10 protein-coding genes are annotated in these 11,926 nt (G+C 68.1%); 5 read left to right on the top strand and 5 right to left on the bottom strand.

The genetic code is table 11. The features are described from left to right. Positions 1-80 precede the first annotated feature (80 nt). Both G3I71_RS23075 and G3I71_RS23080 read right to left on the bottom strand, forming a co-directional pair. Positions 81-287 carry a DUF397 domain-containing protein gene (locus G3I71_RS23075; protein WP_164316797.1) on the bottom strand — a complete coding sequence of 69 codons (207 nt, stop codon included), beginning with the start codon at positions 285-287 and terminating at the stop codon, positions 81-83. Further along, entirely contained in the window at positions 284-1,150 is an 867-nt protein-coding gene (locus tag G3I71_RS23080; RefSeq protein ID WP_343243049.1) for a helix-turn-helix transcriptional regulator, read from the bottom strand. The genes G3I71_RS23075 and G3I71_RS23080 overlap by 4 nt, the downstream gene beginning before the upstream one ends. A 227-nt stretch (positions 1,151-1,377) precedes the next feature. On the opposite strand from G3I71_RS23080, the gene G3I71_RS23085 reads away from it, so the two are divergent. Further along, on the top strand, positions 1,378-1,839 hold the full coding sequence (locus G3I71_RS23085) for an ATP-binding protein (RefSeq protein WP_343243050.1): 462 nt from the start codon (positions 1,378-1,380) through the stop codon (positions 1,837-1,839). Between the two features lie 62 nt (positions 1,840-1,901). On the opposite strand, the gene G3I71_RS23090 is transcribed toward G3I71_RS23085, so the two are convergent. Beyond that, positions 1,902-2,270, bottom strand: coding sequence for a hypothetical protein (locus G3I71_RS23090; protein ID WP_164316801.1), 369 nt, complete (start codon positions 2,268-2,270; stop codon positions 1,902-1,904). 176 nt (positions 2,271-2,446) lie between these two features. Between G3I71_RS23090 and G3I71_RS23095 the strand changes: the two genes are divergently transcribed. From G3I71_RS23095 to G3I71_RS23110, 4 genes are all read left to right on the top strand, one after another. Beyond that, complete coding sequence (locus G3I71_RS23095) at positions 2,447-4,093, top strand: hypothetical protein (protein WP_164316803.1); 1,647 nt, start codon at positions 2,447-2,449, stop codon at positions 4,091-4,093. A gap of 115 nt (positions 4,094-4,208) precedes the next feature. Next, positions 4,209-5,291: a hypothetical protein gene (locus G3I71_RS23100; protein ID WP_164316805.1), complete on the top strand. Its 1,083-nt coding sequence runs from the start codon at positions 4,209-4,211 to the stop codon at positions 5,289-5,291. 57 nt (positions 5,292-5,348) lie between these two features. Beyond that, a complete protein-coding gene (locus tag G3I71_RS23105; RefSeq protein ID WP_164316807.1) occupies positions 5,349-5,696 on the top strand; it encodes a deoxyxylulose-5-phosphate synthase in 348 nt (115 codons plus the stop codon). 187 nt (positions 5,697-5,883) lie between these two features. After that, positions 5,884-6,378 carry a hypothetical protein gene (locus G3I71_RS23110; protein WP_239149312.1) on the top strand — a complete coding sequence of 165 codons (495 nt, stop codon included), beginning with the start codon at positions 5,884-5,886 and terminating at the stop codon, positions 6,376-6,378. Here G3I71_RS23110 and G3I71_RS50385 read toward each other — a convergent pair. Then, positions 6,373-9,675, bottom strand: a complete 3,303-nt coding sequence (locus G3I71_RS50385) for a type ISP restriction/modification enzyme (RefSeq protein ID WP_203731090.1) — start codon at positions 9,673-9,675, stop codon at positions 6,373-6,375. The genes G3I71_RS23110 and G3I71_RS50385 overlap by 6 nt on opposite strands. 193 nt (positions 9,676-9,868) lie before the next feature. Then, on the bottom strand, positions 9,869-11,173 hold the full coding sequence (locus G3I71_RS23125) for a hypothetical protein (protein ID WP_164316808.1): 1,305 nt from the start codon (positions 11,171-11,173) through the stop codon (positions 9,869-9,871). Positions 11,174-11,926 lie beyond the last annotated feature (753 nt).

An 11,926-nucleotide genomic window follows, 5' to 3' on the forward strand; every position in this document is an offset into this window, starting at 1 on the left:
CAGCATGACAACGGGCTCGCTCACGTCATTCCAAGTGACGTGAGCGAGCCCGTTGTTACGCTCAGAAGCCTCGCTCGGCTCTACTCCACCGTGAGCGCCACGAACGCCGCCCACTCGCCCCGGTCGACCCGCAGTGCCGGCCCGCCATCCACGGCCTTCGAGTCCCGCACGTACATGGCGTCCAGGCCGACGGCCACCTCTACACAGTCGCCGCCGTCCGATCCGCTATAGCTGCTCTTGAACCAGCGCAGCTCGCTCACGTTCTCGGATACCTGCTCCACGCTCATGTCTCTCCAACCATCCGTTCGATGAGCCGTGAAGACTCTTCGACGTTCAAGGCCTGCGATCGCAGCTTGCCATATCGCAAGGCGAAGGCACTGACGTCGGTGGGCTCTGAGACGACGCACCCGACGCCTTGGGACTCGAAGTACCCGAGTTGATTGTGCTCCTGTGTCTCCACCACCACGAACGGACCGTTCTTGCCCGGGTGGAAGCCCCGTCGAGCGGGCATGATCTGGACCTCCACGTTACGCAACGCGCTTACTTCCAGCAGTCGTTGCCACTGTGCGCGCATCACCTCCAGGCCAGCCACCGGATCGCGCAACGCCTCCTCGCTGATGATGAAGGACAACTCGACGAGCGGCACGCGCGTCAGTAGCCTCTGCCGACTCAGCCGCGCTTCCGTGTGCTGGTCGATGATTTCCTCGCTCAGTGGCGGACAGTGCCCGGCGAACACTGCCCGGGCATACCCCTCCGTCTGCAACAGCCCCGGCACCAGCAGCGGATCGTACGAGAACCGGCTCACGACCTCCGCCTCGATCAGCGCGAAGTTCCGGAAGAACCTCGGCAACTTCGCCCGATCCACCTCCCCCTGCAACGCCTCCAGAACCCCGCCCGCCTCCAACACCCGTTCCGCCGCCACCGTGAACGCCGCCTTCGCCGGCCGTCGGCCCTGCTCGACCGAGGCGACCTGCTCCAGTGAGTAGCCGATCGCGTCCCCGAACTGCTGCTGGTTCAACCCGGCCCGCTTGCGCAGGTACTGCAACAGCACCCCGTACGCCGACCACACGCCCGGCAGATCGGGCCCCTCGTCCTTGGTCTTCGCGCCCCGACCCGTCCTCGTGTCCCGTACGTCCCGTACCGTCCTCACAGCCCCACGCCCTTCCCATCGCGCTCCACGCCCCGCACTCGGCCGCGCTCGCCACCGGTTCATGTCCAACGCGACGTGCGGGAACCGGGACACGCGCCGGACCCGTACAACGCCCGTACAAGCCCCGTACAATCAAGCCCACAGCCGGTCGCCCACCCCGTACGACGAGGGCGACGTACGGCCGTCGTACCTGGTCAGTGGGCCATGCACCCCGCCACGCTGACACCGTGACCCACCATCAGCTCACCGACGAGGCGAAGCCGCCTCTCACTCCCGTCCGCCAACTCACCCTGCGCTTCAGCAGTACGAGACGCGGCGCGCGCCTCGCCCGCCAACTCGCCGTCCAGCAGTTCACCGAGTGGACAGGCATCCCGTACGACTCCGACCCCGCCCGAGCCGTCGCCCTCGTCACCGCCGAGCTGGCGTCGAACGCGTTCCGCCACGGCAGCCTCCCCGGCAGGGACTTCCGGCTGAGGTTGCTCCTCCTGCCCGACCGATTCCGCGTAGACGTGACCGACACCCGCCCCGAACGCCTCCCACCGCCCGTGACGCCACAGCCCGCCGACGAGACCTCGGGCCGCGGACTGCTCCTCGTCCAGGCCTATGCCGACCGTTGGGGATGCACGGGCCGTGACGCGTACACGAAGACGGTCTGGGCGGAGGTGCCGCTGCGCACCACGGGCGCGTGACGCTCAACCCTCGTCAGGTCCAAGCCTGTTGGAAGTCGCCGCAACGCCGACGAAGGAGACGGTCAGTGATCGGCGTAGTACTCCGCCAGCTTCTCGATCTCCCGGGTCCACAGCAGAATGTTGTCCCCCGGCCGCTTGTACGGTGCGCGCCGGGCCAGCTTGAAGAAGCCGCCGGACGGCCAGCCGCTGTCCTTCAGCACCACGAGTGCCGACAGCAGGGGCAGTGATCCGTCCGGGCTTTCCCGGACCGAGGCGTCTTCCAACAGGTAGGGCATGGGGCCTTCGTGGGCGGGAACGTGATGACCGAGCCGTGCCAGTTCGCTGCTCAGATCGCCGTACTGAATAGGCGCCGCGCCCTGGCGTGCCCGTGAACGCAGAATCTCGATCAAGGCGTCCAGAGCCTGCTCGTACTCCAGCGTGCCCTTCTGCATGTGCCCTCCCGGCCTCGAAATCCGACGACGGCTGAACCTATGCCACCGGCCACCCGACCGTGGCGCGAATGCTCGAAGTGGTCGCGCACCTCTTGTGAACTGAGTACATGGATTACATACTGATGGCGATCAACCGTTGCCCGCCCTCCCGGCAGGTGCGTGGTCGGGGGGAATTCATGAACGGTGCGGACGGCAGACTCGTGCAGACCGCGGTGATCGGGAGCCGGAACTCCGGACGGGCGATCATCCTGCCGACGGACGCGGACGAACTGACCCGTTGGCGACGGCGCCACCCCGCCTACACCTACTGGTGCGGCACCCAGCTCGGCGGTTGCGGCAACGAGTTGTCGGACCGTCTGTACCGCGACAAGGTCTGCCACTTCGCTCACCGAGCCCACACCTCCTGCCATCGCACGGCCACCGGCGCGACCAGCGCGGACCACCTCTTCATCAAGGAGGACCTCGCCGCATGGGCCGGACGCAACAGGCTGAAGGGGCGGGCCACTTCACGCGACCTCGGATCCGGCCCCGGAGACGCCGTCGACTTCCGGGTGGGCGCGGCCAGACAGCATGTGCGTTTCCAGTTCAGCAGGCTCGCGCACGCCGAATGGCACCAGGCCCGCCAGAGGCTCTCCGGTGAATCGGCCACCCTCGACTGGGTCTTCGGTCCGGGCGCGGCCCAGCCGGAGACCATGGAGGAGCTGTACGACGAGTACGGATACCTGTTGCGCTTCCGCTTCGAGACGCACGGTGCGGTACGGCGTATCCGTCTCAGGGCTGAGGACCCCCGACGCAGCACCGACTGGGTGCCCCTCGACGACTGCGCGATGACCCCGGCCGGGCTCCGGGTCCCGGGAGTGGAGCCGCGCCGGCGTTCGGGCACCGGCCCGGCCGCCGAGGCGGGAGCCGGGCGCGGGGCAGCGCCGGTGCGGAGGTCCCGTGAGGAGCAGGTGCTCGCGTTGAGGGAGGCGCTGGTGAGCGCCGCGAGGTTCCGGACCCGGCCCACCTGGGAGGCGTTGGCGCGAACCGCCGGAGACGACCTGCTCGGGCTGTCCGTCCCAAACCGTTTCGGTTTGTTGCTCGCCGTGGAGCAGAGCGGTGGCGGTGAGGGGAGCCCGCTGCTGTCGGCGCTGATCAGGACCGGGGAGGGCGACCCGCCCTCTTACGTGGGGAGTGTGGTCACCGCTGTCGGTTGTGGGGCTCCCGCGACGGCGGCGGTACTCAAGCGATGGTGTCAGCGCGAGGCGGACCGGGCGTTCGCCGTGCACGGAGTGCAGTCCCGCACGGCTCCGCCGCGGCTGCCGCTCACCGTGGATGGTCAGATCGACGCCCAGCAGAGTGCGGAGCCTGCTCAGCGCGAGACCATCGTCCACGTCAAGGGTGGCCTGGTTCGACAGTCCGCGACGCGGCCGAAGCCGAACCCGGAGGGCCTCGCCGGTGTTCCTCTGCTCCGTGACACGGAGATTCGGCACTCTCTGCGCAGCGCACGGCAGAGACGCGGACCCAGGCCCAGGTATGCCGCGGCTCTCATGACGCGGGCGGAGGAGGCACTGACGAGGTTGCCGGAGCCGCAACGAACCGAGCTGGTCGCGGAGATGGCGACCACCCGCCGCTGGCTGGACAGCCGACCGGACACACCGGGGCGGACGCCGAGGCAGAGCCGACGCGCCAAGAGGGCGGCGGACGCGCAGCAGACCGCGTCCGCGAAGCAGTCGGCGCGAGCGAAGAAGACGAAGCAGGGGAAGAAGGCGAAGAATCCGTTGGACGGTGCGCGCCCCCTGCCCGGAGTCGGCGACACTCAACCGACGAAGAGGCCGAAGTGAGCGTTGTTCCCGCCGCCACGAGTGCAGTCCTCCGCGTCCGTGCACGCGGAGTGCGGTGCCACTTCGAGTAACCAAGCAACCAGCCAAGCCTGTTCATCGTGTATGGAGTTGCCCCATGTCCCGATTCCGCCGCGCCGTCGGCACCGCCCTGCTCGTCGCCGCCGCTCTCGCCGCCGGCGGCTGCGGGAGTGACACCGAACCCTCCGCCGCGGACACCACCTCCACCGTCCCGGAGGACGTGACCGGGATGGAGTCGACCGCACCGGCCGACGAGGCGGACACGCACCCCGAGCCGGCGGAGGCGGCGACCGGGGACGACACCTCGATCGAGGACTTCCTCGCCGCCGCCGGTATCGACGACACGCTGGTCAACCAGCTCGGCGAGATCGGTGACGCCAACAACTACGGCCTCGGCGAGGGCATCGAAACCAGCCTGGAGGACCGCCGTGGACTCGCGACCGTTCAGGTCACAACCTGCCGCAACGTGACGGTCGGATACCGGACATGGGAAGGCGTTCAGTATTCGGACGAGGCGAACGGTGCGACCGAGGACCAGGCCGCCGCGATGGCCGACTTCCTGCGGACGGAGTTCTGCCCGCATATCGCACCGTTGAAGGGAGCCCCTCTTCCCGAGCAGACCCTCGGCGGACCGTCTGAGGACGACCTCGGCGGCCGGGGCCTCGCCTCGCCGCTGACCTGGTGGGACGCACGCTATCCGCGTGTCTCGTGGTCCAAGGCGTGCGCGGCACAGACGGGAATGCCCATCGGCGACCCCGTGGCCTACCGCCTGGCGAAGGACGAGGTCGCCTGCGCCACCGTCCCGTCCGCCACATCCCTGGAGGAACACCTCATCAGCGTGGACGTCGTCTTCTCGTCCCTGGTCGACGAGGACCGGGCGCGGAAGGCGGCGCTCGCCCTGCTGCCGTCCGACGCGTCGGCGACGGAGCCGACGGAGGGCACCAATCCCGACTGGTCGTACATGGAAGGCGGCTGCCTGAACACCAACTTCAGTACGGCGACGATGGAAGGACTGATGGACGGGCTGGAGAAGGACGCCGAGCCCTCGGCGTCCGCCCTCTACTACTCCGACAGAGCGACCGAGGACGGAGCCATGGGTGACTACACCGGCGAGGTCAAGCAGATCTCGCTCTCCACGGGCGCCAACGAACCCGGCGTGACAGGTGACTTGACCTGCTGACACCCGGCGCCTCGCAATCCCCTCGCGATCTCCACCCGCGCCCCCTACCCTGACGACATGGCCCATGGAAAGACTTCCTACGTCTGCCTGCCTTGCCGGGCTTCGTACAAGCAGCCCTACGACAGGGACAGGGAGCGGATCTGCCCCCGCTGCACGCAGCCGCTGATCCACGTGGGCTCAGCCTTCGCCGCACCCCGCCGCCGGGACACCGCAGCTTGGCGGACGCTGACCGTGCTGCTGCACGCCGGCATCCGCTTCAACAAGAGCTGCTGCGGTGGGCCCGGTTACCGCCCCCGGACCCTGAGGGAGGTCCGCGAACGGATGACGTACGCCCGGCGCAGCGGCGAGCCCTTCGCCAAGTCACTCGTACGGTATGCGGTGCCCTTTTCCCCACCGCGCAGTTGAGGCGGGCCGCAGACGAGGGCCAACCCGGCCCATACGGAGGCCAGTTCCCCAACCGGATCGGCATCGAGAGCGAGAAGGCGCCCTCCTCGTTGGGCCGGCGGATCGCGAGCGGCGCCGTGGGCACGCCCAACTCAAGGGTCAGCTCGTCCCGGGCTCCGGCGACTGGCGCGTACAGCAGGACCTGTCGATGGACAGTCGCGTTGTTCTGGCCGCCTTCACCGTCGGCACAGTCGTCGCGCACGGCACGGGTCATACTGGAGGCATGCTCGTTCCCAGCGGTCAGCTCTCGCCGCTCCAACAACACCTGTTGCAGGAACTGGATCTGTGTGACCTTCCGGCTCCCGAACGGGCACCGGAGTCCTACCTGGCTCGTGACCTCGACACGGACGAGATCCGGGACGCCTTGCCCACCCTGTTGTGGGCCGGACTGGTGGAGCGGTGCGATGGCGACCTGGGCAGCCTCGCACTCACCCCGCTCGGAGCGGCGACCCTGCGTGCGGCGGAGTGCGACGAGTTGGCGACTCGCCTGAGCGCGGTGGCGTCGTTCGCCGACACCGTGGCCATGGGCGCGGCGCCCCGCCCCGCCGGGCTTGCCCTGAGGCGACTGGCGGACGGGACATGGACCCTGGAACAGGCGAAGTCCTACGTTCGCACGGGTGAGACGGGCGCCGACCGCTCATGACTCGTCCGACTGGCCGAAGTCCAGGACGACGCGGCGCCGTGCGCGAGTTGCCCCCGGCTGCGGCGGGAGTACGCCCGCCGATGTGAGGTCGGTGACGGTGACGACCGGCGAACCCACGATCTTCGTGGTGAGCGCCTGCTGTGCGGGTGCGAGTTCGACAAGCCGCCGCAGGACGGACAGCAGGTCGATCAGCTCCTCCGTCCACTTGCTCGGCCAGGACGTGACGTGGAGGTCGTCGAGCGGGCTGGTCTTCCGGCTGGTGGGGGAGGCCTTCCGGTAACCGAACCATTTCTTGACGACGTTCATCCCGCCGACTTCGTAGTTCCAGACCTCGGGCGGGACACCGGTGAAGGCCCCCGGACCCACACTCAGGGTTCCGGTCTCCGCGTCGTAGTCGAGCGTGTCGGGCACGGTGGTGCCGATCCCGGTCTTGTATCTCACCTGCCGTGGGTCTCCCGCCGGGAAGGTGACACTCGGTTGGCCCGGCTCCTGCCCGGCCGGAGGGGCGCCGGCGTCGCCGTAGGCCGCCGCCCAAAGGAACTCACGGCCGACACGGACCGCCTCGCTCCACAGAACCGGGTCACGGGTGAGAGGTAACCGGACGCCAGGGGTGAGCAGTTCCTCGGCGAAGTGTTCCGTGAAGGCACTGTGTCCGGCGACGGCCACGGCGTAGGCACTGAGGTCGTGCACGGTCAGCTCGGCCAGGCCGAGGGCACCGGCCAGGTACCGGAGCAGTCCGGTGGGTACATTGGCGCTGCCGTCGGGATGGAGAACGGGGTGCACCCGCCCGCCCCGGCCGTTGAAGTGATGGGTGTCCGGTAACAGCGCGGTCGCCACCAGCGCGGGACCGCTGCCAATCTCATGGCTGCTCTGCTGATTGAGGAACACCTGCCCCGGCTGTAACGACTCCCACAGGTCGGGCCGAGGGAAGTCGAGTGCCCGGTTGTCGGCGATGAGCCACTGACGGTCGAAACTGCGCATGGCGATGCGCAGGAGACGTGGCTGCGTGCTTTTCTCCTCTTCCATGCTTCGGTCGGGGTGGGGGAAGCCTGGTAGAACTGCCGGCCGTGTGCTGAGCTGGCGGTCTCGTGTCTCCTTGAACAGGACGGATTTGACCTCGGGATCCGCCTCTGCGCTGACACGCGTCCAGCGACGAGCGAGAACTGTTGCCGAGGGCGAGACAACCCATGATCGGTTTGCCTTGCTGCCGGGGCTGCCCCATGGGAAGAGCGCGTCCAGCGCTGGGTATTCTTCCCAACCCGATGACGAAACCGGAGTGAACGGCCGCGCCCCTCGCGCATGCGCGTCCCGCCAGCCCCCGTCATCCAGACTCACTGCCCGGAGTTGGGTGAACTTCTCCGCCCGCCTTCCCTGAAGAGCCCGGTAGTGGACGCGCGCCGGGCGGGCCGGGTCGTGATCCGCCCGCCGCACGAACACGCAGATCGACAACGGCTGGGCGACATGGGGGAACACACGGGTGGCCACGTCCGACCGCTGCCCCTCCGGCGACAGATTGATGATCCACCCCTCGTCGCACGTCCTGCGCAGATAGTCGCGCATGCCCCGCCCGGCGGGACCGGTGGCGAACGCCGACGGGGTGATGAAGCAGACGACGCCGTGCCGGTCGTCCCCGTGGGCGTCGAAGACCTTCCACGTGGCCCAGCGCCAGAAGTAGACGTACAGGTTCTTCAGCGCGTGCTCGTAACGGCCGTTGCCCGGATACCGGAAGTCGTCCAGGGGAGGACGGCCCTGACCTTTCACCCGCTTCTCGATCCAACCGCCGCGGTTCTCCGCCTTGTCGTCGTACGGCGGATTGGAGATGACCACGGTGACGGGGACGTTGGCCTTGACATGGTTGGCGCGGGCGCGTGACACGGATAGGGCCGCGTACGTCGAGGCGAGCTGCTCCTCCTGGACGTAGGGGTCGTCCAGGGTGTCTGTGACGTGGAGGTTGAGTCCGCCCGGAGGGAGTGGGGCGCCGTGCTTCTTCAGCAGGTCGGCCGCGCGGAGTTCCGCGACGGCGAACGGGCCCATCTGGAGCTCGAAGCCGTACAGCCGCTTGGCCAGCCGGCCGATCGCGTCGGGTGCCATGGCGTCGCCGTGCCGCTCGGCCGCCTGGCGCGCCACCCGCTCGATGACGGTGTGCAGGTAAGTTCCGGTGCCCATCGCGGGGTCGACGATGTGCACGCTCTCGTCGCCGTAGCCGCGCGGCTTGCCCAGGCGGGTGCGCAGCACCTCCTCGGCGAGCCGGACCATCTCCTCGACGACCTGGTGAGGGGTGTAGTACGAGCCGCTGCGCTGGCGGAGGCGGTCGTCGTAGACGGAGAGGAACGACTCATAGAGGTGGAGGTAGGCGTCCCGGTTGCCCTGCCGGATGGTCTCCCAGTCGACGGCCGCGACGGTACGTGCGAGGAGGTTCAACGTCACTTCGAACCGCTCGTTGACGTTGTCGGTGAGCAGTTGGAGGGCTTTGCCCATTAGAGCGTGGCCCGCGTGGAGGCGGCGGCCGATCTCGTGGAAGCTCGTGTCGGTGACCGGAATGCCTTCAGTGCGGGCGAGGAGCAGCGCGAAGGTGACGGTCTGGGCGTAACCGTCGGCGAAGGTCGCGTCGTCGGCGGTGGGGAAGAGGTACCGGCGCCAGTCGCTTCTGAGGCCGGTGAACGGGCGGTCGGCGGGTGAGTCGACTGCGTCCAGCCCGGCCTCGGCGCGGAGTTGTTCCCGTACGGCCTCGCGAAGCAGGCGGCACAGTGGAGCGATGTGCTGGACGAGTACCGAGACCCGACGGATCTCCGGCGGCTTCCAGCAGAGCACGGCCTGCGCCAGTGCGTCGAAGGCGCCGAGGTCGACGGCAGCCAGCTTCTCCCCGGCGCTCTTCAATGCCCCCGACAGCACTACCTCCTCACCGATCTGCACGCCGTACTGGAAGACACGCCAGTGGTTGCCGTTGGTGTAGAGCAGGTTGGGGAGGTCGCGCAGGCGTTCCCATTGTTTCTTGTCGTGACCGGTGAAGGAGTCCGGATCGATGCTCTTGCCGGGCCGCTTCACCTCGATGTAGCCGGTCACGTCCTTGTCGACGCGTACGGCGTAGTCCGGTCGTACTCCCAGGTGCGGGATACGGGTCTCCGGGTACCAGCCGATGTCGGGGCGGGAATGGTGCGCGGCGATCGTGCGGAACAGTTGCTCCAGAGGGCTGCGGATGGACGCCTCGCGGTCACCTGGGCCCAACAGGTTCCGCTTGCATTCGGCGCCGAAGACGGAAACAGCTTCCTGGAGCCACTGAAGACGTGCGTCAGCCATGGATCGTCCCCCACCCCCTCGGTCCTGATGGGGATACAGGACCGGTCCCTCTGGTGGAGTATGCAACTACTTGGGTCAAATTGGCAGAGGGCGTCGGGAGTTCAGATGAGGTGACGGTACGCCTCGCAGACTTACGGGACGTAGCGGGTCCGCCTCTGCCCGCGAGCGGTGGGACGAACGAGTGCGAGCGCGCCTATGCCTGTGCGGGCAGTGCGGGGAACACGACCACCGAGCCGTCCTTGTCGCGGGCAATCTCAATCGCCACGTCTGTCGCAGGGTTGTTGACCATGACGCCGTCACCCAGCCTGTGAATCCGGTGTGCCACGCGCATCAGGCGATCGACTTCACCGGTCGTGAAGACGGGCCGCAAACCGTTCGGGCGTGCCAGCTCCAGCACCGACAGGCGCACCAGGACACCGGCGATGCCCGACTCCAGTTTGTCGAGGCGCTGCTGGTCGGACTTGAGCGCGCGGGCGAAGTTCTCGAACAGGTTGTCAGGGTCGCTCTGGGCATGCTCGACGGCCTGCAGGACGACGACCCGCCGCTTCAACGCAAGGGCCAGGGCGGCGAGTTCGAGGTGGGCGCGGAACCTGCCGCCGTGGTCGTCGACGCCGGGGAACGCCTTGGTCAGCGTGTCGATCTCGACCGCCTTGTCGTCGGGCAGCTTGTCGAGTGCGCTCTGCCACCGGGCAAGGCGGCGGTCAGCGGCGCCCAGCGCCGTGTTGATGGCATGTACTGCCGAGTCCAGTCCCAGCGAAAACCCGAGCTTGCCCTGGTCGAGCAGAATGGCGGTGGCTTTGTCGATGGCATCGCGGCAACCGTCGAGTTCGCTGTGCTCGTCATCGAGCTTCTGTTCGTGCAGTTGCTCCAGCAGTTCTGTGATGTGTTCGATGGCCTGCTGGCGCTTGGAGTCGGCGTTCGCGCTCACCCCCACCGCGACGGCCATGAGCACGAGCGGCGCGGCCACGGTGAGCGCCGCGCTGCCGGCGACCGCGACGCTGGCTGTCGCACCGGCTCCGCCTGCTGCTGCCGCTTTACCGACCGGCACGAACTTCGCCTGGGCGGTGATGCCCCTTGAGTTCACGAGCGCACCGTAAATGCCACCGCCCGCCCCCTTCGCCGCCATCGGGCGAACGATGCCCTGACCGAACTGGGCGGCGACCTTCGCCGGAACCACCATGCGATACAGGCCTTCACCGGCAGCGGTCGCCGTAGCCGCCACAGGGGAACTTCGCGCTGACTGCGTGATGAGCTGCGACAGGTGCTGTGCCAGGGGACTCACGGCATCGAGCGGGATACCTCGGCTGCGGTCGAGCTCGTCGGGTAGCGGATGTACCTCAAGTGTGGCGATCGGTGCGTCGGCCAGGCAGGCCAGCACACCGCGCAGTTCAGCCAGGCGCTCAGCCGTCATCGGCTCGTCTCCGCCAAGTGCGGGCACCCGGACGTCACCGGTCGCCAGCGTCCACACCGGAACGGTTGTCTTGCGGTAGTCAATCATCGTCTCCCCGTCTCCCCTTGCTCTCCAACACGGCAGCCTATGGCCGACGTACGACAAGAACGGCATGACTAGATCAAGAACGTCACGAAACGGGAGCGTCCGGAAGACGAAGGGTAGTGAGTGGGACCGGTGGCTCATGGTCTGGGCTGACGAGAAGCACCTCGTTGGGCACGCGCACGCGTGTCCCACGCGGATGGCGCTGAACGGATACGCCGGCCTACAGGGGGTGTCGTCCGCACCCGACCCGGAACCCCTTCGAACTCCGCCCGGGCGACGCCTACCCTGGCGACATGGCACCCGCGAAGACGTCGTACGTCTGCCTGCCCTGCCGGGCCTCGTACAAGCAGCCCTACGACAGGGACAGGCAGCAGCGGGTTCGCAGCTGAATGTTGTCGCCCGGCCGCTTGTACGGTGTGCGCCGGGCCTGTTTGAAGAAGCCGCCGGACGGCCGGCCGCTGTCCTTCAGCACTACGAGTGCCGACAGCAGGGGTAGTGATCCGTCCGGGTTTTCTCGGACCGAGGCGTCTTCCAACAGGTAGGGCATGGGGCCCTCGTGGGCGGGGACGTGATGACCGAGCAGTGCCAGTTCGCTGCTCAGATCGCCGTACTGAATGGGCGCCGCGCCCTGGCATGCCCGTGCACGCAGAATTCTCGATCACGGCGTCCGGAGCCTGCCTCGGCGCTGAAGCGCGCGTTGGCAAACGAGCGATTCGCGTTGAAGGGCTGACGACTTCCTGCTCGGGACTTCATGGT

The organism is Streptomyces sp. SID12501, from assembly GCF_010550245.1.
Taxonomy (GTDB): Bacteria; Actinomycetota; Actinomycetes; order Streptomycetales; family Streptomycetaceae; genus Streptomyces.

What these genes read in the sequence shown, in the direction of transcription:
- G3I71_RS23125 (WP_164316808.1), bottom strand. Translation starts at nt 11,173, where the DNA reads ATGATTGACTACCGCAAGACAACCGTTCCGGTGTGGACGCTGGCGACC.
- G3I71_RS50385 (WP_203731090.1), bottom strand. Translation starts at nt 9,675, where the DNA reads ATGGCTGACGCACGTCTTCAGTGGCTCCAGGAAGCTGTTTCCGTCTTC.
- G3I71_RS23105 (WP_164316807.1), top strand. Translation starts at nt 5,349, where the DNA reads ATGGCCCATGGAAAGACTTCCTACGTCTGCCTGCCTTGCCGGGCTTCG.
- G3I71_RS23095 (WP_164316803.1), top strand. Translation starts at nt 2,447, where the DNA reads ATGAACGGTGCGGACGGCAGACTCGTGCAGACCGCGGTGATCGGGAGC.
- G3I71_RS23100 (WP_164316805.1), top strand. Translation starts at nt 4,209, where the DNA reads ATGTCCCGATTCCGCCGCGCCGTCGGCACCGCCCTGCTCGTCGCCGCC.
- G3I71_RS23075 (WP_164316797.1), bottom strand. Translation starts at nt 287, where the DNA reads ATGAGCGTGGAGCAGGTATCCGAGAACGTGAGCGAGCTGCGCTGGTTC.
- G3I71_RS23110 (WP_239149312.1), top strand. Translation starts at nt 5,884, where the DNA reads ATGGACAGTCGCGTTGTTCTGGCCGCCTTCACCGTCGGCACAGTCGTC.
- G3I71_RS23090 (WP_164316801.1), bottom strand. Translation starts at nt 2,270, where the DNA reads ATGCAGAAGGGCACGCTGGAGTACGAGCAGGCTCTGGACGCCTTGATC.